Genomic DNA, 23,443 nt, shown 5'->3' on the forward strand with positions numbered 1-23,443 from the left:
ATGGCATACGGTGTCAAGATTGCTAAGGGCGACGCTTACAAGCGTGCTGCCATCAAGCGTCGTCACATCCGGATCCGTAAGCACATCTCGGGTACGGCTGAGCGTCCGCGCCTGGTCGTGACGCGCTCCAACCGTCACATCGTGGCCCAGGTCATCGACGACGTTAAGGGTCACACCCTCGCGTCGGCGTCGACCCTGGACACCACGGTCCGCGGTGCCGAGGGCGACAAGTCCGCGCAGGCCAAGTCGGTCGGCGCCCTGGTCGCCGAGCGCGCCAAGGCCGCCGGTGTCGAGGCTGTCGTATTCGACCGTGGTGGCAACCAGTACGCCGGGCGCATCGCCGCCCTGGCGGACGCCGCCCGCGAAGCCGGACTCAAGTTCTGAGTCGCCCGTCGCGCAGTGACTTCATTGACGCTGCGTAGCTAGCGGAAAAAGAGAGAGGTAATCCAATGGCTGGACCCCAGCGCCGCGGAAGCGGTGCCGGTGGCGGCGAGCGGCGGGACCGGAAGGGCCGTGACGGCGGCGCTGCTGCCGAGAAGACCGCGTACGTTGAGCGCGTTGTCGCGATCAACCGCGTCGCCAAGGTTGTGAAGGGTGGTCGTCGCTTCAGCTTCACCGCGCTTGTCGTGGTAGGCGATGGTGACGGCACCGTCGGTGTCGGTTACGGCAAGGCCAAGGAGGTGCCGGCCGCGATCGCCAAGGGTGTTGAAGAGGCCAAGAAGCACTTCTTCAAGGTCCCCCGTATCCAGGGCACCATCCCGCACCCGATCACGGGCGAGAAGGCCGCGGGCGTCGTCCTGCTCAAGCCTGCTTCCCCCGGTACCGGCGTCATCGCCGGTGGCCCGGTGCGTGCTGTGCTCGAGTGCGCCGGCGTTCACGACATCCTGTCGAAGTCGCTCGGTTCTTCGAACGCGATCAACATCGTGCACGCGACCGTGGCGGCCCTCAAGGGCCTGCAGCGTCCCGAGGAGATCGCGGCTCGCCGTGGTCTGCCCCTCGAGGACGTCGCCCCCGCGGCTCTCCTTCGTGCACGTGCCGGGGCGGGTGCGTAATGGCTCGCCTCAAGGTCACGCAGACGAAGTCGTACATCGGCAGCAAGCAGAACCACCGTGACACCCTGCGCTCCCTTGGTCTCAAGGGCATCAACACGCAGGTCGTCAAGGAGGACCGCCCCGAGTTCCGCGGAATGGTTCACACCGTCCGCCACCTCGTGACGGTCGAGGAGGTCGACTAGATCATGGCGGAAAACAAGCCGCTCAAGATCCACAACCTCCGTCCCGCCCCGGGCGCCAAGACCGCCAAGACCCGTGTTGGTCGTGGTGAGGCGTCGAAGGGTAAGACGGCTGGTCGTGGTACCAAGGGCACGAAGGCCCGTTACCAGGTTCCGGAGCGCTTCGAGGGTGGCCAGATGCCCCTCCACATGCGCCTTCCGAAGCTGAAGGGCTTCCGTAACCCGTTCAAGACCGAGTTCCAGGTCGTGAACCTCGACAAGCTGGGCGCGCTGTACCCGGAGGGTGGCGAGGTCACCGTCGAGGGTCTCGTCGCCAAGGGTGCCGTTCGCAAGAACAGCCTCGTCAAGGTCCTCGGCCAGGGCGAGATCTCCGTGGCGCTGCAGGTGACGGTCGATGCCGTCTCCGGCTCCGCCAAGGAGAAGATCACCGCCGCCGGCGGTACCGTCACCGAGCTCGTCTGATTTCAGCAGGCGTCTCGATGACCTGAACGATCCCAACCGGGGATGCCCACAAAAGGGGCATCCCCGGTTGGTCGTTCCTAGGGGGGCAGTGTCGCCGGTAAGGTGGCCTGCACTGTTGATTTTCGTCCGGCGTGCCTCAAGGGAACTCCGGACGGGTTTTGACTGTTGGTTAGCTGTCAGTCATCCGTCGAACCTCAAGACCGTCACCTCTGACGCAGTAGCGCGGGGGTCGCAGGAGGCACCGTGCTCACCGCGTTCGCCCGGGCGTTCAAGACGCCCGACCTGCGCAAGAAGCTGCTCTTCACGCTCGGCATCATCGTGATCTACCGGGTCGGTACCCACATTCCGATCCCCGGCGTGAACTATAAGAATGTCCAGACGTGCATTGACCAGGCCGACTCGAACCGTGGGCTTTTCAGCCTGATCAACATGTTCAGCGGCGGCGCGCTGCTGCAGATCACCGTCTTCGCGCTCGGCATCATGCCGTACATCACCGCGAGCATCATTCTGCAGCTGCTGACCGTGGTCATCCCACGGCTGGAGGCCCTCAAGAAGGAGGGCTCGGCCGGCACCGCGAAGATCACCCAGTACACCCGGTACCTGACGGTGGCTCTCGCCATCCTCCAGGGCACCGGCCTGGTGGCCACCGCCCGCAGCGGCGCCCTGTTCTCCGGGTGCCCCGTGGCCTCCCAGATCGTGCCGGACCAGTCGATCTTCACGACCATCACGATGGTCATCACGATGACCGCCGGTACCTGTGTCGTCATGTGGCTCGGTGAGATCATCACCGACCGCGGCATCGGCAACGGCATGTCGATCCTGATGTTCATCTCGATCGCCGCGACCTTCCCGAGCGCGCTGTGGACCGTCAAGATCCAGGGCAAGCTGGCCGGCGGCTGGATCGAGTTCGGCACCGTCATCGCCGTGGGTCTGTGCATGGTCGGACTGGTGGTCTTCGTCGAGCAGGCGCAGCGCCGGATCCCGGTCCAGTACGCGAAGCGCATGATCGGCCGCCGGTCCTACGGCGGCACGTCGACCTACATTCCGCTGAAGGTCAACCAGGCAGGTGTGATCCCTGTCATCTTCGCCTCGTCGCTGCTCTACATTCCGAGCCTGATCGCCCAGTTCTCGAAGAGCGATTCCGCGTGGAAAACCTGGGTCACGGCCAACCTGACCAAGGGTGACCACCCGATTTACATCACGATGTACTTCCTCCTGATCGTTTTCTTCGCGTTCTTCTACGTGGCGATCTCGTTCAACCCCGAGGAAGTCGCCGACAACATGAAGAAGTATGGTGGCTTCATCCCGGGCATCCGGGCTGGCCGGCCGACCGCTGAGTACCTGAGTTACGTACTCAACCGGATCACCTGGCCGGGTTCGCTGTATCTGGGGCTGATCGCTCTCGTACCGACAGTGGCGTTGGTTGGTTTCGGGGCAAACCAGAACTTCCCGTTCGGTGGCACGAGCATCCTGATCATCGTGGGTGTCGGCCTGGAGACGGTGAAGCAGATCGAGAGTCAGCTTCAGCAGCGCAATTACGAAGGGTTCCTCCGCTGATGCGAATCGTCCTCGTCGGGCCGCCCGGTGCCGGGAAGGGAACGCAGGCCGCGTTCCTTGCCAAGAACCTCGGTATCCCGCACATCTCCACGGGCGACCTGTTCCGCGCCAACATCTCTCGGCAGACGGAACTCGGCAAGCTGGCGAAGTCCTACATGGACAAGGGCGAACTGGTACCGGACGAGGTCACCATCGCCATGGCCAAGGACCGCATGGAGCAGCCCGACGCGGAGAGCGGCTTCCTGCTCGACGGCTTCCCCCGCAACGTCTCGCAGGCCGAGGCGCTCGACGGGATGCTGAGCACCGCGGGCATGAAGCTGGACGCGGTGCTGGACCTGGAGGTCCCCGAGGACGAGGTGGTCCGCCGTATCGCGGGCCGCCGCATCTGCCGCAACGACTCGGCGCACGTCTTCCACGTGTCGTACAAGGCGCCGAAGAACGCGGGCGTCTGTGACGTCTGCGGTGGCGAGCTCTACCAGCGCGACGACGACTCCGAGGAGACCGTCCGTACGCGGCTGGAGGTCTACCACACGCAGACCGAGCCGATCATCGACTACTACAAGGCTCAGGGCCTGGTCGTCACGATCCTGGCGCTCGGCAAGGTGGAAGAGGTCACGGCGCGCTCGATGGAGGCGCTGGCCCGCGAGGACGGCTAGGCGCCCCTGCGGGACCCTTCCGCGGTACGCGCGTACCGCGGGCGCTGGTGAAGCAGTACGTCGCATCGGCCGCGGCACCCTTCCGGGTGCCGCGGCCGACGTGCGAGGCGGGGGCGAGAACCCCGCGCGGGACGGGGTCCGGTACCCCGGGCGGGCTGGGGCCCGTCCCCCGTATCGTTGGAGTAGTCCGTCGTTCCGGTCCAGAAAGGCCGCAGCCACCATGGTGCAGATCAAGACCCCCGAGCAGATCGCCAAGATGCGTGAGGCGGGGCTGGTCGTCGCGGCCATCCATGCGGCCACGCGGGAAGCGGCCGTTCCCGGCGCGACCACCCGGGACCTGGACGAGGTCGCGCGCAAGGTGCTCGCCGAGCACGGCGCCAAGTCGAACTTCCTCGGGTACGGCGGTTTCCCCGCGACGATCTGCACCTCGGTCAACGAGGTCGTCGTCCACGGCATCCCGGACGAGAAGACCGTCCTGAAGGACGGGGACATCATCTCCATCGACTGCGGCGCGATCGTGGACGGCTGGCACGGCGACGCCGCGTACACCGCGTTCGTGGGCTCCGGCCACGCCCCGGAGCTCCTCGAGCTCTCCCGGGTGACGGAGGAGTCGATGTGGGCCGGCATCGCGGCCATGAAGCTGGGCAACCGGCTGGTGGACATCTCGCGGGCCATCGAGACCTACATCCGCCGCCAGCCGAAGCCGGGCGGCGGCAAGTACGGGATCGTCGAGGACTACGGCGGCCACGGCATCGGCACCGAGATGCACATGGACCCGCACCTGCTGAACTACGTCGAGCGCAAGCGGGGCAAGGGGGCCAAGCTGGTCCCCGGGTTCTGCCTCGCGATCGAGCCGATGGTGTCGCTCGGCACGCCGCGCACCGAGGTGCTCGAGGACGACTGGACCGTGATCACCACGGACGGGACATGGTCCTCGCACTGGGAGCACTCCGTGGCGCTGACCGAGGAAGGGCCGCTGGTCCTCACGGCGCCCGACGGCGGCAGGGCGAAGCTCGCCGAGTTCGGCATCACGGCCGCGCCCGATCCCCTCGCGGGCTGAGGCCCGGCTCGGGAACGGAGCCGGCAAGATCCTTTGATTTCGATCTTGCGTTCGATTTCACTCTTTCTTTCCCCGCTCCGATTCCCCGCCACCCCTGGACGGTCGGCCCCGCCCCTCACGCATACCGCGTCGAAGGGTGGGGCATCGTCATGAGTGGCGGAGAAGACCGGGACCAATTCGTCTTTCCGGGGGCCCTGACGTAGACTGACTCGTCGGCTCTCGTGCACCCGCATGTCTACATGCGCCAGCACGAAGTCGATCAAGGTAGTCGATTCGAAGGGCAAAGCGTGGCCAAGAAGCAAGGTGCCATCGAGATCGAGGGCACTGTCGTCGAGTCTCTTCCGAACGCCATGTTCAAGGTTGAGCTCCAGAACGGCCACCAGGTCCTGGCGCACATCAGCGGCAAGATGCGCATGCACTACATCCGCATCCTCCCTGATGACCGGGTCGTGGTGGAGTTGTCTCCGTACGACCTCACGCGTGGCCGGATCGTCTACCGCTACAAGTAGATCTTGCCTTGCTCCGTGCTCCCGGTTCCGGGACGCGGGGGGTGGCACTGACCCGGAGAACCTCACCTAATGAAGGTCAAGCCGAGCGTCAAGAAGATCTGCGACAAGTGCAGGGTGATCCGCCGTCACGGTCGGGTCATGGTCATCTGCGAAAACCCGCGCCACAAGCAGCGCCAGGGCTGACGCACGACCGCACCTTCTGCACCTCGCAGATACTTCGCGCGACGCAAGCAGTACATGTTCATACGCAGGATCCAGGCCTGAGTCTCATCAGACCTGACACCCCCGGTCGGAGGCCGGGGACCTGGCCCGTACCGAATCCTCGATCCCTCGGATCAGGGGACGACGGCGGGCGGGATCCGGTTCTGCGGAAGACCTCCGAACGACAACTGGAGCCATTGAATGGCACGCGTTTCCGGTGTCGACATCCCGCGCGAAAAGCGTGTGGAGGTCGCCCTCACCTACGTGTTCGGCATCGGCCGGACCCTTTCCCAGCAGACGCTGGCCGAGACTGGCGTGAACCCCAACACGCGCGTTCGTGACCTCTCCGAGGAAGAGCTGGTCAAGATCCGCGAGTACGTGGACGCCAACATCAAGACCGAGGGTGACCTCCGTCGCGAGGTTCAGGCCGACATCCGCCGCAAGGTCGAGATCGGCTGCTACCAGGGTCTGCGCCACCGTCGTGGCCTGCCCGTCCACGGTCAGCGCACCAGCACGAACGCTCGTACCCGCAAGGGCCCGCGTCGCGCCATCGCCGGCAAGAAGAAGCCGGGCAAGAAGTAGTCCTCAGCGGACAACGCTTCACCAGCGGTCTTCGCTGTAGGACCGACCACCTCCCCGTAGGAGAAATAGATGCCCCCCAAGGGTCGTCAGGGCGCTGCCAAGAAGGTGCGCCGCAAGGAAAAGAAGAACGTCGCTCATGGGCACGCCCACATCAAGAGCACGTTCAACAACACGATCGTCTCGATCACGGACCCCTCGGGCAACGTGATCTCCTGGGCCTCCGCCGGCCACGTCGGCTTCAAGGGCTCGCGCAAGTCCACCCCCTTCGCCGCGCAGATGGCCGCCGAGTCGGCCGCCCGTCGCGCGCAGGAGCACGGCATGCGCAAGGTCGACGTCTTCGTGAAGGGCCCGGGCTCCGGTCGCGAGACCGCGATCCGCTCCCTCCAGGCCACTGGCCTCGAGGTCGGCTCCATCCAGGACGTCACCCCCACCCCGCACAACGGCTGCCGTCCGCCGAAGCGCCGCCGCGTCTGACGCACGGCTGCTCGGTCGTCGATCTCGACGGCCCTGTGTCGGTCTGAGGTTTCCGGGCGGTACGGCTCCGTAAAAGGGCCGTATCGCCCGTACCCTTGCTGTACCCGGCGTCTTTCGAGGCGCTGTTCCGTCGGGCGTCAAATAGCGGGCGTCCACGAAAAGAAGGACTGATCCACACATGCTGATCGCTCAGCGTCCCTCGTTGACCGAAGAGGTCGTCGACGAATTCCGCTCCCGGTTCGTGATCGAGCCGCTGGAGCCGGGCTTCGGCTACACCCTCGGCAACTCCCTGCGCCGCACCCTCCTTTCGTCGATCCCCGGAGCCGCTGTCACCAGCATCCGCATCGACGGTGTCCTGCACGAGTTCACCACCGTGCCGGGCGTCAAGGAGGACGTCACCGACCTGATCCTCAACATCAAGCAGCTGGTCGTCTCCTCGGAGCACGACGAGCCGGTCGTGATGTACCTGCGCAAGCAGGGCCCGGGTCTGGTCACCGCCGCCGACATCGCGCCCCCGGCCGGTGTCGAGGTCCACAACCCCGACCTCGTCCTCGCCACGCTCAACGGCAAGGGCAAGCTGGAGATGGAGCTGACCGTCGAGCGCGGTCGCGGCTACGTCTCCGCCGTCCAGAACAAGCAGGTCGGTCAGGAGATCGGGCGCATCCCGGTCGACTCGATCTACTCGCCGGTCCTGAAGGTCACGTACAAGGTCGAGGCGACCCGTGTCGAGCAGCGCACCGACTTCGACAAGCTGATCGTCGACGTCGAGACCAAGCAGGCCATGCGTCCCCGTGACGCCATGGCGTCGGCCGGTAAGACCCTGGTCGAGCTGTTCGGTCTGGCCCGCGAGCTCAACATCGACGCCGAGGGCATCGACATGGGCCCGTCCCCCACGGACGCCGCCCTCGCCGCCGATCTCGCCCTGCCGATCGAGGAGCTCGAGCTCACCGTTCGGTCGTACAACTGCCTCAAGCGTGAGGGCATCCACTCCGTGGGTGAGCTCGTCGCCCGCTCCGAGGCCGACCTCCTGGACATCCGCAACTTCGGTGCGAAGTCCATCGACGAGGTCAAGGCGAAGCTGGCCGGCATGGGCCTGGCCCTCAAGGACAGCCCGCCCGGATTCGACCCGACCGCCGCCGCCGACGCCTTCGGCGCCGACGACGACGCGGACGCGGGATTCGTGGAGACCGAGCAGTACTGAGCCAGTACTGGGACGGCTTCCGTCCTCCGGGGTCCTTCGGGACCCCGGATCTTCGACGGGCAATCGCCCGCTCGGACACTGTCCCCGGTACCTGATACGGCCGGGGCAGACACCTAGGAGAGAACATGCCGAAGCCCGCCAAGGGTGCCCGTCTGGGCGGCAGCGCCGCGCACGAGAAGCTGCTCCTCGCGAACCTCGCGAAGTCGCTCTTCGAGCACGGCCGCATCACCACCACCGAGGCCAAGGCCCGTCGCCTGCGTCCCTACGCGGAGCGTCTGGTCACCAAGGCGAAGAAGGGTGACCTTCACAACCGCCGTCAGGTGCTCTCGGTGATCACGGACAAGAGCATCGTGCACACGCTCTTCACCGAGATCGGCCCGCGCTACGAGAACCGCCCGGGTGGCTACACCCGTATCACCAAGATCGGTAACCGCCGTGGCGACAACGCGCCCATGGCCGTCATCGAGCTGGTGGAGGCCCTGACCGTGGCCCAGCAGGCCACCGGTGAGGCCGAGGCGGCCACCAAGCGTGCCGCCAAGGACGCCGAGGCTCCGGCCAAGGTCGAGGAGACCAAGGCCGAGGACGCCACCGAGGCTCCCGCCGAGGAGTCGAAGGACGCCTGAGGCACTGCCTTGCTGTGAGCGGGTCCGTCCCTTTCGGGGCGGGCCCGCTTTCGCGTTTCCGGGGAGGAACCCCGGGCTTGAGAGGATCTAGGTGTGAGTGACGAAGCGGAGCCCGGGTTCGTACGGGTGCGGATGGACCTGTCGTACGACGGCAGCGAGTTCTCCGGGTGGGCCAAGCAGGCCGGCGGGCGCAGGACGGTCCAGGGGGAGATCGAGGACGCGCTGCGGACGGTGACCCGGTCGAAGGACACCACGTACGAGCTGACGGTGGCCGGGCGGACCGACGCCGGGGTGCACGCGCGCGGCCAGGTGGCCCATGTCGACCTGCCGGGGGACCTGTGGGCCGAGCACCGCGAGAAGCTGCTGAAGCGGCTGGCCGGGAGGCTGGCGAAGGACGTACGGGTGTGGTCGCTCACCGAGGCGCCGCCCGGGTTCAACGCGCGGTTCTCGGCGATCTGGCGGCGCTACGCCTATCGCGTCACCGACGAACCGGGTGGCGCCGACCCGCTGCTGCGCAGTCATGTCCTGTGGCACGACTGGCCGTTGGACGTCGACGCCATGAACGAGGCGGCCCAGCGACTGCTGGGGGAGCACGACTTCGCCGCCTACTGCAAGCGGCGCGAGGGCGCGACGACGATCCGCACGCTCCAGGAACTGAGCCTGGTGCGAGGCGAGGACGGCATCATCACCGCCACCGTGCGGGCCGACGCGTTCTGCCACAACATGGTGCGGTCGCTGATCGGGGCCCTGCTGTTCGTGGGGGACGGGCACCGCGGGCCCGACTGGCCGGGCAAGGTGCTGGCCGCCGCCGTACGGGACTCGGCCGTCCACGTCGTACGGCCGCACGGGCTGACCCTCGAAGAAGTCGGTTACCCGGCCGACGAGTTGCTCGCCGCGCGGAACAAGGAGGCGCGGAACAAGCGGACGTTGCCGGGTGCCGCGGGGTGCGAGAACTGCTAGGTGCTGTCGGACCTGGCTCGTCCCGGATCCGGTGCGCACGGCCTGGGTCGGGAGGCGCAACTGCGTCTCTTCACCGTCCACTTGGCGGCCGTGGACGGTCGTGACGGTTTCGGCGGGGCGGCGGCCGGGGTCGCGGGCCGCCGCCCCGGGCCGCTACTGGTCGGCCGCGGCCGACGCCTGGGCCTCGCCCCGGCGGCGGATCTGACGGAAGGCGAACTCGGCGAGGTCGTTGCCGGTCGTGAACACCTTGGTGTCCTTCGTCGTCACGTCCTTGCCGTTGGTGAACCCGGCGAGGGTGAAGTAGGCGTACCGGCCGTAGGCGTTGCGGGTCGAACGGCAGACGGCCGAGTTGCAGAACGGCTTGACGCCGTTGCCGGCGAGCGAGGCGATGATGCTCTTGTCGTTCGTGTCGGCCTTGGCCTTGTTCGCCTGCGCCTCGGTGTCGAAGACCGCGACGCCGACCGTCACCGCCACCCCGTCCTTGGTGTAGGTGACGCGCATGAAGCGGGTGCAGTCGTTCTTGGTGAGGATCGGCGGCAGTGTGTCCTTCGCGGCCGAGGCGCAGTTCTTGGTGTCGGCCGTCGGACCCTTGCGGTAGACGCGGTCACCCATGGTGAGCTGCGTGCCCGGGAAGAGGATGTCCGGGCTCAGCGGTGCCGTGTCCTTCTGCGCGCTGGATATGAACTCCTTCGGATCCAGCGGCGGCGGAGCCGAGGTCGGCGCGAAGGTCGGGTCCAGTGCGGTGGAACTCGGGATGGCCGTGGTGGCGGGGAGATTTGACGGCTGGTTCGAGGCGTCGTTGTTCCCGTTCGCGTTGACGACGGCCATCGCGACGGCCGTGCCGACCGCGACGGTGGCCAACGCCCCGCCCACGATGAACAGCACCTTGCGGCGCTTGTTGCGCGTTTCGGAAGCCTCCGCCATCGCGGCCCAGTCGGGATTCCGGCCGGAACGCTGACCGGCGCTCCACTGGGGTTCCTGCTGAGAACCCGACTTCCAGGGATCCCATGGGGGCTGCCCCTGCCCACCCTGCCCATAGCTCATGCGCCGCATCTTAGACGGGGGTTGGGGGGTACCGGTCAGGTGCACCGGTCACTTGAGCCCCTAGCGTGATCTGAGTGCGCACGGGCAAAAGTGACATCTCCGGGTGGTTGGTACGTCATGCCTTCGGGCGCGCGTGAACGGTGTCGGGCGGGGCGCCGCGTGAGGTGTGGGGCACGCCGCCGTTCCCCTGTTCGTGGTGTCGTGCGGCACCTGTGGGTGGCGTGGCGGACGACACGAGCGTCGCCGGGCGCCGCTGTCCGTTGTCCGCGCGCCGGTGGCGGGGTCGGCCGGGGTGGCCCGGTGCCCGGCGTGGCCCGGTGCCGGGTGTGGCGTCCGGCGGGGCGGCTCCCCGGGTGCCCGATCCTGCGGGCTTCGTCACACGGGCGCCGTCGTTCCTGTCCGGGGGCGCGGCGGATGCGTACGTCCGTACGGGCGATCTTCGGCGGCCGTGCCTCCGCGGCTCGGGTGCCGTCCTCCGCGGCGCTCCGCCCGCCTGGGTCGCGGCGAGGCCCTCGGTGGGCATCGCCGCCGGTCACGCGGTGTTCAGGGGCCTCCGGGGCGCGTGGGGCCCGCCGGTCTTCCGGTGCGCTCGGCGTTCCTGGTGGCCCTGCCGTCGTACGACCGCCGGACGCTCCCCGCGGGCTGTCGCGGCCCGGTCCGGGAGCCGGGGAGCCCCGCTCCTCACCGGTGCCGGTGCCTCGGGCGGCCCGTTCCGGGACGTGCCGGCCGGCCCTGGCCGGAGCCGGTGGCACGACGTTCCCTCCCGGACTGCTTTACCCTGTCTGTATTGACTGCATCGGTGACGCTTCGGCGCCCCCGGCATCTGCCGTTCGGCAACCCGGACCACTCCGTCGCTCCGCGACGGGGACGACGGGCCAGGACGGCGTGAGCACTCGCGTTTTGACCCTTCCGGGGCACCGCGGGTAAGCTTGCGGTTCGTTATGTGTATTGGCTTGCTCATTCTCACGTGAGGGGCCCTTACACCGGTCCACCGGGGCTGATGACCAGCGACCAGCACGCGGTATGCGTCACCGCAGTGCGGTCAAGGCTGTCGTGATCGTCCGTGGTGGCCATGTCAGGACCCACTCACTGAAGAAGCGAAGGCTACGACCGTGCGTACGTACAGCCCCAAGCCCGGCGACATCACTCGCCAGTGGTACGTCATCGACGCCCAGGATGTCGTCCTGGGCCGTCTGGCGACCACTGCTGCGAACATTCTGCGCGGCAAGCACAAGCCGATCTACGCGCCCCACGTCGACGCTGGTGACTTCGTCATCATCATCAACGCCGACAAGGTGCACCTCTCCGGCAACAAGAAGACCCAGAAGCTGGCGTACCGCCACTCCGGTTACCCGGGTGGTCTGCGCTCCGTCCGTTACGACGAGCTGATGGCGAAGAACCCCGAGAAGGCCGTCGAGAAGGCCATCAAGGGCATGGTTCCCAAGAACACCCTCGGCCGTCAGGTGCTCTCGAAGCTGAAGGTCTACGCGGGCGAGAACCACCCGCACGCTGCTCAGCAGCCGGTCCCGTTCGAGATCACCCAGGTCGCGCAGTAGTTCCGGCCACCCCCTAAGACATAAAGAAATCTGAGGAGAATCGTGGCCGAGACCACCGTTGAGCAGCCGGTCGAAGAGACTGAGCTCGTCGACATCGAGAGCTACACCACCGAGTCCGAGGTGCCCGTCGAGGGCGAGTACACCTCGGAGTCGCTCGAAGGCCGCTTCGGCGACCCGCAGCCGGCCGCCGGCCTGGGCCGTCGCAAGAACGCCATCGCCCGCGTCCGGATCGTTCCGGGCACCGGCAAGTGGAAGATCAACGGTCGCACCCTTGAGGACTACTTCCCCAACAAGGTGCACCAGCAGGAAGTCAACGAGCCCTTCAAGGTGCTCGAGCTCGACAACCGCTACGACGTCGTCGCCCGCATCTCGGGTGGCGGTGTCTCCGGTCAGGCCGGTGCCCTGCGCCTCGGCGTGGCCCGTGCGCTGAACGAGGCCGACGTGGACAACAACCGCGGCGCCCTCAAGAAGGCCGGCTTCCTCAAGCGCGACGACCGTGCGGTCGAGCGCAAGAAGGCCGGTCTCAAGAAGGCCCGTAAGGCTCCGCAGTACAGCAAGCGTTAATCTTCACCGCTTGCCCGTACGCGTAGTACGCGTCACAGCACGTCCGAACGCCCCGGCGGCACGACACAGTGCCGCCGGGGCGTTCGTTTATCAACAACGTTGGGCGTATAACGGCACAAGGTGCTCAAAGGCTCATGTGATCGGATGACTTCCGTATTCTTCGGGGGGCTTCCGTACTCTGCGGCTTTCTCAGGAGGACAAGTGGGACGACTCTTCGGCACGGACGGCGTGCGCGGTGTCGCCAACGCGGATCTGACGGCCGAGCTGGCGCTCGGACTCTCCGTGGCGGCGGCGCACGTACTCGCCGAGGCGGGCACCTTCGCAGGCCACCGGCCCGTGGCCGTGGTCGGGCGGGATCCGCGCGCGTCCGGGGAGTTCCTGGAGGCCGCCGTGGTCGCCGGCCTCGCCAGCGCCGGCGTCGACGTCCTGCGGGTCGGAGTGCTGCCCACTCCGGCGGTGGCGCATCTCACCGGCGCGCTCGGCGCCGATCTCGGCGTGATGCTCTCCGCCAGCCACAACGCCATGCCCGACAACGGCATCAAGTTCTTCGCCCGCGGCGGGCACAAGCTCGCCGACGAGCTGGAGGACCGGATCGAGGGCGTCTACGACGAGCACCGCACCGGTGCTCCCTGGGACCGCCCCACCGGCGCGGGCGTCGGCCGGGTGAACTCCTACGACCAGGGCTTCGACCAGTACGTCGCCCACCTCATCGGTGTCCTCCCGAACCGTCTCGACGGCATGAAGGTCGTCCTCGACGAGGCCCACGGCGCGGCCGCCCGGGTCTCGCCCGAGGCCTTCACGCGGGCCGGTGCCGAGATCATCACGATCGGCGCGGAGCCCGACGGACTCAACATCAACGACGGCTGCGGCTCCACCCACCTGGAGCTCCTCAAGGCCGCCGTCGTCGAGCACGGCGCCGACCTCGGCATCGCGCACGACGGTGACGCCGACCGCTGCCTCGCCGTGGACCACACGGGCGAGGAGATCGACGGCGACCAGATCCTGGCCGTACTCGCGCTGGCGATGCGGGAGCGTTCGGAGCTGCGCTCCGACACCGTTGTCGCGACGGTCATGTCCAACCTGGGCTTCAAGCTCGCCATGGAGCGCGAAGGCCTCGCCTTCATCCAGACCGCGGTCGGCGACCGCTACGTCCTGGAGGAGATGAAGCGGCACGGCTACGCGCTCGGCGGCGAGCAGTCCGGACACGTCATCATCCTCGGCCACGCCACCACCGGCGACGGCACGCTGACCGGCCTGCTGCTCGCGGCCCGGGTCGCCCAGACCGGCCGTACGCTCCGCGACCTGGCCTCGGTCATGGAGCGGCTGCCGCAGGTCCTCATCAACGTGCCCGACGTCGACCGGTCGCGGGTGAAGACCTCCCCCGAGCTGAGTGCCGCGGTCGCCGAGGCCGAACAGGAACTCGGCTCCACCGGCCGGGTGCTGCTGCGCCCCTCCGGCACCGAGCCGCTCGTCCGCGTGATGGTCGAGGCCGCCGACATCGACCACGCCCGGTCGGTGGCCGCCCGCCTCGCCGACGTCGTGAAGTCGGCGCTCGGCTAGGCCGCGGAAGCCGAAGCCGTGAGGCCCGGTGTTCCAGGACACGTTCCTGGAGCGCCGGGCCTCACGGCTGTGCGGGGCGGTGCTGTGCGGGTCTTCGCGGGAGAACGGGGCCGGCCCTACGTGACCGGCTGCTTGCGCGGGGACGCCCAGAACCACTTCTGGGCGAGCAGGGTGAGCGTGCCGGCGACCACGATGCCGAGCAGGTTGAACAGCAGCTGCTTGGTCGATCCCCAGGTCTGGCCCATGTCCCCGTAGCTCAGGGCCACGGCGGCGTTCGCGGCGGCCGGCACCGTCGTCACGGAGATCGCGACGCCGACCAGGGCCCCGGACTTCGCGGACGTCAGCGACAGCATGCCGGCGGCGCCCGCGAGCACGGCGACGACGAACGAGAACCAGTCCGGCGCGTACACGAACCCGGTGTTGGGGCGCGCCGCCTCCAACTGCGCCTCGCTGAACAGGTTCACCCCGTCCATGAACAGGCTGAAGAGCACCGTCACCGCCATGGCGATCGCGAAACCGGCCAGCAGCGCGTTCGCGGACCTCAGGGCAAGACGTCTGCTCCGCTGCACGATCGCGGTGCAGACACCGGCCAGCGGGCCGAACTCCGGGCCCACGGCCATGGCACCCACGATCAGGATCGCGTTGTCGAGCACCACACCGCAGGCCGCGATCATCGTGGCGAGGGTGATGAAGGCGACGTAGGTGACCGACAGCGTCGACTCCTCGTGCGTGGCCTCCTCCAGGTGCTCCCACAGGACCGCGTCGACGCCCTCGCCCGGCGCGTCGGCCTCCGCCCTGTCGGCACGCTTCGACAGGGACAGGTCGATGTCCTCGACCGCGATCGAACCGTCGTCGTCGATGCCCAGTTCCCGCAGCCCGCCGATGAGTTCGTCGCCCGCCTCCCGGGCGACGTCGCACAGGACGACGTCCCCGGCCGGATCGCGCGCGACGCCCGGCAGGACCACGAGATGGGTGGTGCCGACCGTCCCCTCGATCAGACGCACCACGTCGTCGGTCCGTCCGGCAGGGGTGATCAGGCGCAGATGCAGCATGGCCGCAGCGTAGTGGGCGGGGGTTCTCAGAGTTTCCGCAGGCTCAGGCGCTGCACCTTGTGGTCGGGTCCCTTGCGCACGACGAGGGCCGCCCGGCCCCGGGTGGGGGCCACGTTCTCCAGCAGGTTGGGCTTGTTGATGGTGCGCCAGGTCGTGCGGGCGTAGTCGAGGGCCTCCTCCTCGGAGACCTGGGTGTACTTGCGGAAGTACGAGTCGGGCTTCTGGAAGGCGGTGGCGCGGAGCTTGCGGAAGCGGTTCAGGTACCAGCGCTCGATGTCCTCGGGGCGGGCGTCGACGTACACGCTGAAGTCGAAGTAGTCCGCGAGGCCGACACGGGTGCGGCCGTCCTTGCCGGGCAGGGCCGGCTGGAGGACGTTCAGGCCCTCGACGATGAGGATGTCGGGGCGGCGGACCGTGAGCCGGTCGCCGGGCACGATGTCGTAGATCAGGTGCGAGTAGACGGGGGCCGTCACCTCGGCCTTGCCCGCCTTGATGTCGGCGACGAACCGGGTCAGGGCCCGGCGGTCGTACGACTCGGGGAAGCCCTTGCGGGACATCAGCCCGCGCGCTTCGAGCTCCTTGGTGGGGAGCAGGAAGCCGTCCGTGGTGACCAGCTCGACACGGGGGTGCTCGGGCCAGCGGGAGAGCAGCGCCTGGAGCAGTCGGGCGACGGTGGACTTGCCGACGGCCACGGAACCGGCGACGCCGATGACGAAGGGGGTGCCGGACTGGGACCCCTTCTCGCCGAGGAAGGTGTTCAGAGCGCTCCGGAGCCCGTCCGTGGCGCCGACGTACAGGTTCAGCAGCCGGGACAGCGGCAGGTAGATGTCCCGCACCTCGTCCAGGTCGATGACATCACCCAGGCCGCGCAGCTTCTCGAGCTCCTCGGCGTTCAGCGTGAGCGGCGTCTTCTCGCGAAGAGCGCTCCACTCGGCACGGGTGAGGTCGACGTAGGGAGTCGCCTCCGGCCTGGACCGGTGGGCGCTCCGCGGCGACGGGGGGACCGGAGAGATCACAGTCCATTGTTAACGGAGTTTGAACGGGGTGGGGGGTGGGGTGCGTCACGTGAGGTGGCGGCCATGAGCGCTGGGCAGGTCGCCGGTGGGGCGAATCTCGCCCTCCGCGAGGTCCGCCCCACCTTGTCCGTCATCTGTCGACGGTCGTGGAGACGGTCCGTCCACGACTGCGGGCGGCTGGTCCGGATGACGTTGTGTTCTTCGCGTTCGAAGCCGGATCCGAAGGGATCCTCCCCGCCGCGATCAGCTGTGACGCTTCGGCCCAGCACGAACCCGGATCCGCTTCTGACCGAAGGACGACAGGCAGATGGAGCTGTCCTTTACGAGGGACGGATCGCGCCGCGACTTCCTGCCGGGACGGCGTTCCTCTCCGATGTGGTCCAGGAGAGGAACGCCGTTCGGGCCGCTATGGCTGTTCGATCAGGTACCTGACGAAGTCCACGAGGAACTCGCCGTATTGGAGAGCCACTCCGATGGCCTCCAGCCTCGCGTACTGCTCGGGGGACAGCGTGGGGTAGTCAGAGGCGCATCTGATCGCTCTCAGCAATATCCGGAACGCCAGGTCCGGGGTGCAGCGGATCGCGCAGTCGGTGAGCGCCGCGCGTACCTCGGCCTCCAGGAACTGCGTGGCCTCGATCTCGGCGACGACCGCGTCGAGGCAGGCCATGCCGTCCTCGACGTCCGCCCCCGCGAGCGGGCGCACATCCGCGTTCGCCGACAGTCGCGCGTCGCACAGGGCGACGACCGTCCGCGTCCACTCGGCTCCTCCCCCCAGGAGTTCGTGGCTCGGCATGTACTGCGCTCCGGCGTCCCACAGCACCTCCGAGGTCGACGAAGGAAGGTTGCCGAGAACGTGTGCGTCACGACGTACTGCCAGGGCCTCCTCGTCGACCGACTCCGCGAGGTGTTTGGCGACGACGTCGGCAGCCGTGTCCCCGTCGTGGATCCAGTCCTGGTGGAAGGAGGACATGACTCTCGACACACCGAAGTCGAAAAGCGTGAAGCGTGGCATCGTGCCTCTCCTTGTCACTTCGGGTAACACGTCTGCACGTAGAAGCCGGCCTTGTGCCCCTTGGCGCGCACGAGTTTGATGTAGTACCCGTTGCCCGCCACCTTCACGGACCTGTCCGGGTAGTAGACCTTGCCGAGCGAGTTCCTCTGCCCGAAGAAGCACTCGAAGTCCAGATCCGGGTCCCTGGTCTTGGTGAGCCAGTTCTTGATCCGGTTCGCGTTGTTGGCCAGTGCGTAGTCGACGACCTGCTGCGCGGTCTGCTGGTCGACGAACAGACTGTTGGGCGTGGTGCGATTGAGCTTCGCCGTCTTCTTTATGGCAAGGTCCACGGCTTCCTGCACGCTGACGAGCCCGGCCGTGTGCTCGTCGAGCGTGTGAGCCAGCCCGGAGAACGCCCGTCCGTCGGCCACGAGGTCGTTGCAGTTGTGGACCAGGACCGGGCTGTCACCCGCCACGGCGTAGAAGGTGTGCAGGCCGGAGACGGTCAGGTCGTACACCGTCCGGGGCCTCGCCTCGCGCCGGTCGGTCAGCGCGGCCACGGTGCGTTCGCCGTCCGGGGTGCGCAGCGCGTTTCCGGGTCGAAGTCCGGAGGCCGGGGTCCAGCCGCGGCCGGTCACGAAGAACCGGTGTCCAGGTGTGCTGGTGAGGCGGCCGCCGGCCTGAGTCCTGTTGGTCGGGCTGACCGTTCCCGTGGATGACCCGCTGCGAAGGGCCGGGTGAGCTCTCTTCCGGACACGCTACGTAGATCACGAACAGTCATGGTCTTCGAAGGGGGATCCGTCTCACCTACCCGCCCGCCGCGTTTATACGGAGCCCGCAACTGAGACAACGCTTTGGGCCCTGCCGAGGCCAAAGCACCGGCAGGGCCCTACGCAGGGTCCAGCAGTCGATCGTCTTTCCGTTCGGACGGACCGCTGAGGCGGCCTGTGCAGCAGCCTGGAGGATCAATGTCAGGTGTCTCCGCGCAGGCCCTCCTGGGCACGGCCACTCGGACGAACTCGGTTATGCGGTCCGAGCCTCGACGCCTTCAAGGGCTTCGCGGGTGATCTCGGGAACGAAGACGGAATCGTTCTTCATCCCCTCGGGTAGGTGGTCTCGGCTGTCCTCACGAAAGAGGAACGCACCACGGGGGGTGAGAATGCCCGCCCCGATCCTGTCGGCGAGTTCAGCGATGACACCACGGATCTCGCCCATGGCGGGACGCTCGACCCCGATGATGTTGTCAGAGACAGACAGTTCGGCTTCTCCGCCGTCATCCGCGCGGATCCAGAATTCCATACCGTTGGCCGTCGATTTCCCGGGCACGACACCGTACGGAGCGAGAACCGTCCGCACCACGTCCATGTCAGGCGGAACGAGTTCACCGTCCACGAACCTATAGAGCCCCAGACTGTAACTCATTTCACTCCTCTTGCTCGTCAGGAAGGCGACGGGTGTCTCCCCCTTCCTACAGGGGGAGACACCCGTCGCTCAGCCCGTGACCGGGACGGGTCTGAATACGAACTCGATGCCCTTGACGTCGTTGTCGATCGCCCAGAGTCGCAAAGCAGTGGCGGTTCGCTCGTTGTTCATGTACCACACGACGGGCACACCATTGGCTGCCGCGACCTGTTTCTTCATCGTTGTGGTCTCCGCGGTGGGAAACTTGAGCTTGCCGGTGCTCGGGTTGATGAAATTGTCGGGATAGTGCAGGTTCTTGGCGTCGATGAGTTTCCCGTTCTTATAGCCGTCGAACTTGACGAAACCACTCGGTGTGGAGGCGGGAACCTTGTACACGAAGCCTTCAGGCACCCCGTCCGTCACCACACGTTGATAGGCGGCGTCGGCTGATTTCATCGACTCCTTCTCGGTGAACCATCTGCCGGGTCCACCGAGCTCAACCCAGCAGAACTCGCCGCTGACGGTGCGTGCGAGAGCGGCGACGCGGGGCTTGCCGCACGCCTTGCCCAGTGCCTGGAGGGCCCTGGCGCCGATACCGGCGATGGCCTCTTCGCTCAGGGGGAGAGCGCGCAGGGCTTTCCACGCGTCGGCGAATCCGATGCCGGTCCGGGCGGCCGCGTCTGCTGCTTTGATCGCATCGGCGATGGGTCGGATGATCTTGCCGGCGAACAGGCTCGCGACGTCCAGGCCCGCCCAGGCGCATCCGCTCCAGCTGCCGCTCTGAAAACCGGAGGTGAACTTCTGGGCGCACTTGATCCAGCTGCCGAAGAGGATGTCGACGGGATCGACGCCGTCCTGCCACTCGGCGATCGTGATGGTGTGCGTGACCTCCTGGGACAGTTCGTCGGTCGTGATCTCGCCGAGATACGTCGTGGCCTCGGTCGGGCACATGAACTTCTGCGGGTCGATGCCCTCGGCACTGCACTGGTACAGGTCGAGGACCTCTTTGTACTTGATCTTCGAGGTGATCGTGCAGTTGCCCTTGTAGGCGAGGTGGTCCCACCAGTGGTCGCAGCCGCCGGTCTTGCTGATGACCTCCGGATCGCCGATCTTCTCGATGTGGTCGACGACGTGGAAGACGTTGCCGATCGAGTGGCCGTTCTCGTCGGGGACGGTTCCGTCGTTGATCTGCTTGGCCTTCTCCGCCTTCTCGGCCCTGTCGGCGGCCTCCTGTGCCTCCGTGGCGTACTTGTCGGCGTCCTTCGCGGCCTGTTCGGCCTCGGTGGCGGCGGTGTCGGCGCGACCGGCGGCGGCGCGGGCGTCCTTGGCGTCCTGTTCGGCCTGGGCGGCCGCTGAGCGGGCCGCGGCGGCGTCGAGTTCGGCGGCGTCGGCGGAGTCGCGGGCGTCCTTGGCGTAGCCCTCGGCGTTGCCGGCGGCCTTGTCGGCGGCTGCGGCGTCCTCGGTGGCCCGGTTGTCGTATTCGATGGTGCGGGCCAGTGAGGACGCGGCGGAGGACGCCGCCTTGGCCGCGTCGGCGGCGTAGCCGAGGGCGTCCTTGGAGTAGGCGCGGGCGTCGGACGCGTACTGGGCGGCCTTGGCCGCGTGCTGGTAGGCCTCCTTGGCGTCGCCCTTGGCCTGGTCGGCGAGGTTCTTGGCCGCCTGGGCCTCGGCCGCCGCGTTCTTGGCGTGGGCGTCGGCGACGGCCACCTGCTGGTCGGCGATGGACTTCGAGGCCTGTCCGGTCAGGACGATCAGACCGGCCGCCGAGTCGTTGTCGACGTAGGGGGAGCCGAGCTGGATGGCGTCGTTGGCCGGGTCGGCCACCTGTCCGGCCGATTCCGCGGCGTCCACGGCGGCCTGGGCGGTGACGTGCGCGAAGCCGGCGGCCTTGGCGGACGCCGCGAGTGCCTTGGCGGCCTCCGCGTTGGCGGTGTTCGCCTGGGTCTTGGCGTCCTTGGCGTGCTGCTGGGCCTCGTCGGCGAGCTTGACCGCGGCCTTGGCCTCGGCGGAGGCGTCCTTCGAAGCCTTGATGGCGTCGGCGACCGCGCTGGTGGCGGTCCTGACGGCCGCGTCGGCCTTCAGCTTGTCGGCGTGGGCGGCGTCCGCGTCGGAGCGGGCGCGCTTGGCGGCGGCCTCGGCGCGGGTGGCCGCGGCGTCCGCGTCGGCCGCCGCCCGGGTGGCGGCGTCGGCCTCGGAGCGGGCCTTGCCCGCGGCGGTCTCGGCGGCGTCGGCCGCGTGATCCGCGTCGTTCGCGGCGGCGCGGGCCGCGGTCGCCGCGTCCCCGGCGTCGAGCGATTCGGCGTAGGCGTCCTTGGCGTCGGCCTTGGCGCGCGAGGCGTCGGCCTTCTGTTCGGCGTCCCAGGCGTCGTCCCGCAGGGACTTGGCGTTGTCCTTCGCCTTGACCGCGTCGTCGCGCCGGTCCTGGGCGGTCTTCTCGGAGGCCTCCGCCTTGTCCTTGGCGTTCTTCGCCTTCGTCGCCTCGGACTCGGCGTTCTGGCGGTGCTCGGCGGCCTCGGCGCGGCTGGCGGCGGCGTTCGCCTTCTCCGCCTTGGCCGTCTTCTCCTCGGCCTCGGCGGAGAGGCGCTTGGCGTGCGCGTCGGCGGCGGCCGCCTTGGCGTCACCCTCGGCCTTCAGCGCGTCGGTGAGCCTCGCCTCCGCGGTCTCCTTGTCCTTCTTGGCGTTGTCCCGGTGCACCTTGGCCGCGTCGGCGGCGGCCTTGGCCTGCAACTCGGCCGTCTCGGCGGCCTTCTTGCGGAACTCGGCCTTCGACTGGGCGGTCTGGGCGAGGGCGCGCTGCGCGATGGTCGCACTGTCCCCGGCGGAGGCGCGGGTGGCGGCCTCGGCCGTCTCACCGGCCTTCTCCAGGGCCGTCAGCGCGGCGGCGGCACCCTTGGTGACCTGGTCCTTCTGCAGTCCGGCCAGCAGGCCACGGCCACGGGGCGCGCCGTTGGTGTCGGCGATGCCGTAGGCGGCCTGGACCGCCGTGTCCGAGGTCGTCGCGGCCTTCTGCGCGGTGGTCAGCTGGGTCTTCAGGACGGCGAGCTGCTTCTTCGCGGCGGCCTGCGCGGCGGCGATGCCGGCCGTCGCCTTGGTGAACTGCGCCTTGTCCGGGTAGTTCAGCTGTCCGGTGCCGTTGTGGCCGGACGGCTTGATGTCGAACTTTTGAGCGGCGCTGTCGTTGCAGGTGTAGAGCTTGGCGTCGTTGCCGTTGTCGAAGGTGTGAAGGTCCAGGCACTTGCCCGTACCGACGCTCTTCAGGCTGGTGGCGCCGCGCAGTTCGGACGTCCAGGTCTGCGACGTGGATTCCTTGCACGACGAGATCTGGATCTTCGTCCCGTTCGCCGTGTCGTTTCCGGCCACGTCCAGGCACTTGAGCGAGTTGACGTTCTGCAGGTGCAGCTTGTCCTCGCTGCCCAACAGCACCCACTTCTGCGCCGCGGAGTCGTTGCAGGTGTAGACCTGGACCGGTGTGCCGTTGTCCTTCTTGCCGCCCTGGACGTCGAGACACTTGTCCTTCGCGGCGTGCACCTCGATGACGGTGGGGCTGTCGCCCACCCAGCCCAGACCGCCCGGCATCCAGTAGTCCTGCCACCGGGTCAGATGGTCGGCGGTCCACGACTGGCCCAGCATGTCGCTCAAAGCCTTCGCACCCTTGGAAAGGGCGTTGACCGCGTCCTTGTTCGCGTCCAGGACCTGGTTGCGCTGAGCGGCCTGCGAAGCGACCTCCTGCTGCCACTCGCCGGCCGCCGCGGAGGTGATGTCACCCAGCACGCCGCCCGGGTCGACCGGATCCCGCCAACCACACGCTGCGAAACGCGACTTCACGTCCTCGACGGCGACGCGGTACTCCGGCGTGCCCGGCTGCGGCGCGCTGCGCGGGAAGCCGCCGGAGGACAGGAAGAGACGGGCGTCGTCCGCGCCGGCGTTCGTCGCGGGCCCCCCGTGCATCCACTGAAAGGCGCTGCGCTCGGCGAGCGCGCGATTCCACTCCGCCTGCGTCGTCCCCGCGGGATCGGGGTCCTTCCCGTAGAGGGGGTTGCCCACCTGGTCGACGGCCTTGAGGGTCTTGTCGTCGGCCTTCGGGGTGGCGTCGTCGTAGAAGTCGGAGTCGGTCTTCCAGAACCGGTCGGCGACCCAGGCGGACAGACCGGTCTGGGAGTAGAAGCTCTTGTCGCCGTCGGGCGGCCAGTGGAAGTCGGTGTCGGTGAACCCGCCGGGAGTCGCAAGACCGTCCAGAGGCTTCTTCCACCCCGCGCGCTGAGCGGAGAGTGCGTCCATCTCCTTGTCCGCCGCGTCGCGGTCGTTGTTGTACGCGACGGCGAGCGGTGTCTGTTCCCAGTTCTTACGGTCGGCCAGGACGTGGAGCTTGTCCGGCGTCTGGTTGAGGCCGTTTTGCGCGGTCGCGGCCATCGACGAGCCGCCCAGGCGCAGTACGTCGGCCATCAGGCACTGGTCCTGACGCAGTTGCTCGGCGGCGGTGTCGTCGTACCAGGGGTAGGAGCCGGCCACCGGCTCGGTGTTCGGCCTGATCGAGCCGGGCTGTACCGCGAGAGCGGCGAGGACGGCCAGCGCGGCTGCCGAGGTGACGGCGGAGGTGAGCATCCCGAGCATGTCCGTGAGGACGACGCGGGAGAAGGGGCCGCGCCGGCCCGGTCTCGGGTGCGGGAGCATCGGTGATCTGGAACGCAAGAGTGGTGTCCCTCCATCGTGTGAGGACGGGACCATGGGGAGTGGTGACGAGCA

General features: G+C 68.0%; 24 protein-coding genes. 17 read left to right on the top strand and 7 right to left on the bottom strand.

Features of this window, described 5'->3' with window-relative positions:
* The 14 genes from rplR (at position 1) to truA (ending at position 9,516) form a co-directional block, all read left to right on the top strand.
* On the top strand, positions 1 to 384 hold the full coding sequence (gene rplR, locus ACFYW7_RS31130) for a 50S ribosomal protein L18 (protein WP_168510320.1): 384 nt from the start codon (positions 1 to 3) through the stop codon (positions 382 to 384).
* A gap of 65 nt (positions 385 to 449) precedes the next feature.
* Positions 450 to 1,052, top strand: a complete 603-nt coding sequence (gene rpsE / locus ACFYW7_RS31135) for a 30S ribosomal protein S5 (RefSeq protein ID WP_055513610.1) — start codon at positions 450 to 452, stop codon at positions 1,050 to 1,052.
* The gene (rpmD, locus tag ACFYW7_RS31140) at positions 1,052 to 1,234 is read left to right on the top strand and encodes a 50S ribosomal protein L30 (protein WP_055553514.1); all 183 of its coding nucleotides are present in this window, start codon (positions 1,052 to 1,054) and stop codon (positions 1,232 to 1,234) included. Before rpsE ends, rpmD begins: the two co-directional genes overlap by 1 nt.
* A gap of 3 nt (positions 1,235 to 1,237) precedes the next feature.
* Positions 1,238 to 1,693: a 50S ribosomal protein L15 gene (gene rplO / locus ACFYW7_RS31145; RefSeq protein ID WP_190037513.1), complete on the top strand. Its 456-nt coding sequence runs from the start codon at positions 1,238 to 1,240 to the stop codon at positions 1,691 to 1,693.
* A 243-nt stretch (positions 1,694 to 1,936) separates the two neighbouring features.
* Positions 1,937 to 3,250 carry a preprotein translocase subunit SecY gene (secY, locus tag ACFYW7_RS31150; protein ID WP_389508436.1) on the top strand — a complete coding sequence of 438 codons (1,314 nt, stop codon included), beginning with the start codon at positions 1,937 to 1,939 and terminating at the stop codon, positions 3,248 to 3,250.
* Positions 3,250 to 3,906: an adenylate kinase gene (locus ACFYW7_RS31155; RefSeq protein WP_389508438.1), complete on the top strand. Its 657-nt coding sequence runs from the start codon at positions 3,250 to 3,252 to the stop codon at positions 3,904 to 3,906. The genes secY and ACFYW7_RS31155 overlap by 1 nt, the downstream gene beginning before the upstream one ends.
* Positions 3,907 to 4,126: 220 nt before the next feature.
* Complete coding sequence (gene map, locus ACFYW7_RS31160) at positions 4,127 to 4,966, top strand: type I methionyl aminopeptidase (RefSeq protein ID WP_389508440.1); 840 nt, start codon at positions 4,127 to 4,129, stop codon at positions 4,964 to 4,966.
* A 287-nt stretch (positions 4,967 to 5,253) separates the two neighbouring features.
* Positions 5,254 to 5,475 carry a translation initiation factor IF-1 gene (gene infA, locus ACFYW7_RS31165; protein WP_003948620.1) on the top strand — a complete coding sequence of 74 codons (222 nt, stop codon included), beginning with the start codon at positions 5,254 to 5,256 and terminating at the stop codon, positions 5,473 to 5,475.
* A gap of 69 nt (positions 5,476 to 5,544) precedes the next feature.
* Positions 5,545 to 5,658: a 50S ribosomal protein L36 gene (gene rpmJ / locus ACFYW7_RS31170; RefSeq protein ID WP_003998809.1), complete on the top strand. Its 114-nt coding sequence runs from the start codon at positions 5,545 to 5,547 to the stop codon at positions 5,656 to 5,658.
* Positions 5,659 to 5,877: 219 nt separating this feature from the next.
* The gene (rpsM, locus tag ACFYW7_RS31175; RefSeq protein WP_351126538.1) at positions 5,878 to 6,258 is read left to right on the top strand and encodes a 30S ribosomal protein S13; all 381 of its coding nucleotides are present in this window, start codon (positions 5,878 to 5,880) and stop codon (positions 6,256 to 6,258) included.
* 69 nt (positions 6,259 to 6,327) lie between these two features.
* Positions 6,328 to 6,732, top strand: coding sequence for a 30S ribosomal protein S11 (gene rpsK, locus ACFYW7_RS31180; RefSeq protein WP_003956432.1), 405 nt, complete (start codon positions 6,328 to 6,330; stop codon positions 6,730 to 6,732).
* A 178-nt stretch (positions 6,733 to 6,910) separates the two neighbouring features.
* On the top strand, positions 6,911 to 7,933 hold the full coding sequence (locus ACFYW7_RS31185) for a DNA-directed RNA polymerase subunit alpha (RefSeq protein WP_003966937.1): 1,023 nt from the start codon (positions 6,911 to 6,913) through the stop codon (positions 7,931 to 7,933).
* A gap of 125 nt (positions 7,934 to 8,058) precedes the next feature.
* Positions 8,059 to 8,556, top strand: coding sequence for a 50S ribosomal protein L17 (gene rplQ / locus ACFYW7_RS31190; protein ID WP_389508443.1), 498 nt, complete (start codon positions 8,059 to 8,061; stop codon positions 8,554 to 8,556).
* 93 nt (positions 8,557 to 8,649) lie between these two features.
* A complete protein-coding gene (truA, locus tag ACFYW7_RS31195) occupies positions 8,650 to 9,516 on the top strand; it encodes a tRNA pseudouridine(38-40) synthase TruA (protein WP_389508445.1) in 867 nt (288 codons plus the stop codon).
* 153 nt (positions 9,517 to 9,669) lie between these two features.
* Here the strand turns inward: truA and ACFYW7_RS31200 are convergent, their stop codons facing one another.
* Positions 9,670 to 10,560: a hypothetical protein gene (locus tag ACFYW7_RS31200; protein ID WP_389508448.1), complete on the bottom strand. Its 891-nt coding sequence runs from the start codon at positions 10,558 to 10,560 to the stop codon at positions 9,670 to 9,672.
* A 1,112-nt stretch (positions 10,561 to 11,672) separates the two neighbouring features.
* On the opposite strand from ACFYW7_RS31200, the gene rplM reads away from it, so the two are divergent.
* The 3 genes from rplM (at position 11,673) to glmM (ending at position 14,240) form a co-directional block, all read left to right on the top strand.
* The gene (gene rplM / locus ACFYW7_RS31205) at positions 11,673 to 12,116 is read left to right on the top strand and encodes a 50S ribosomal protein L13 (RefSeq protein ID WP_389508450.1); all 444 of its coding nucleotides are present in this window, start codon (positions 11,673 to 11,675) and stop codon (positions 12,114 to 12,116) included.
* Positions 12,117 to 12,158: 42 nt separating this feature from the next.
* The gene (gene rpsI, locus ACFYW7_RS31210) at positions 12,159 to 12,680 is read left to right on the top strand and encodes a 30S ribosomal protein S9 (RefSeq protein WP_261705341.1); all 522 of its coding nucleotides are present in this window, start codon (positions 12,159 to 12,161) and stop codon (positions 12,678 to 12,680) included.
* Positions 12,681 to 12,881: 201 nt separating this feature from the next.
* On the top strand, positions 12,882 to 14,240 hold the full coding sequence (gene glmM, locus ACFYW7_RS31215; protein WP_389508452.1) for a phosphoglucosamine mutase: 1,359 nt from the start codon (positions 12,882 to 12,884) through the stop codon (positions 14,238 to 14,240).
* Positions 14,241 to 14,356: 116 nt separating this feature from the next.
* Here glmM and ACFYW7_RS31220 read toward each other — a convergent pair whose 3' ends face one another.
* The 6 genes from ACFYW7_RS31220 to ACFYW7_RS31245 form a co-directional block, all read right to left on the bottom strand.
* The gene (locus ACFYW7_RS31220; RefSeq protein WP_389508455.1) at positions 14,357 to 15,292 is read right to left on the bottom strand and encodes a DUF389 domain-containing protein; all 936 of its coding nucleotides are present in this window, start codon (positions 15,290 to 15,292) and stop codon (positions 14,357 to 14,359) included.
* A gap of 26 nt (positions 15,293 to 15,318) precedes the next feature.
* Positions 15,319 to 16,308, bottom strand: a complete 990-nt coding sequence (gene coaA, locus ACFYW7_RS31225) for a type I pantothenate kinase (protein ID WP_389508457.1) — start codon at positions 16,306 to 16,308, stop codon at positions 15,319 to 15,321.
* Positions 16,309 to 16,714: 406 nt separating this feature from the next.
* On the bottom strand, positions 16,715 to 17,320 hold the full coding sequence (locus ACFYW7_RS31230; RefSeq protein WP_389508459.1) for a hypothetical protein: 606 nt from the start codon (positions 17,318 to 17,320) through the stop codon (positions 16,715 to 16,717).
* 14 nt (positions 17,321 to 17,334) lie between these two features.
* The gene (locus ACFYW7_RS31235; protein ID WP_389508461.1) at positions 17,335 to 17,937 is read right to left on the bottom strand and encodes an RNase A-like domain-containing protein; all 603 of its coding nucleotides are present in this window, start codon (positions 17,935 to 17,937) and stop codon (positions 17,335 to 17,337) included.
* A gap of 385 nt (positions 17,938 to 18,322) precedes the next feature.
* Positions 18,323 to 18,721 (bottom strand): hypothetical protein, encoded by a 399-nt coding sequence (locus tag ACFYW7_RS31240; protein WP_389508463.1) that lies wholly within the window; start codon positions 18,719 to 18,721, stop codon positions 18,323 to 18,325.
* A gap of 69 nt (positions 18,722 to 18,790) precedes the next feature.
* Complete coding sequence (locus tag ACFYW7_RS31245; RefSeq protein WP_389508596.1) at positions 18,791 to 23,311, bottom strand: RICIN domain-containing protein; 4,521 nt, start codon at positions 23,309 to 23,311, stop codon at positions 18,791 to 18,793.
* Positions 23,312 to 23,443 lie beyond the last annotated feature (132 nt).

This window comes from Streptomyces sp. NPDC002580, from assembly GCF_042889485.1.
Lineage (GTDB): Bacteria > Actinomycetota > Actinomycetes > Streptomycetales > Streptomycetaceae > Streptomyces.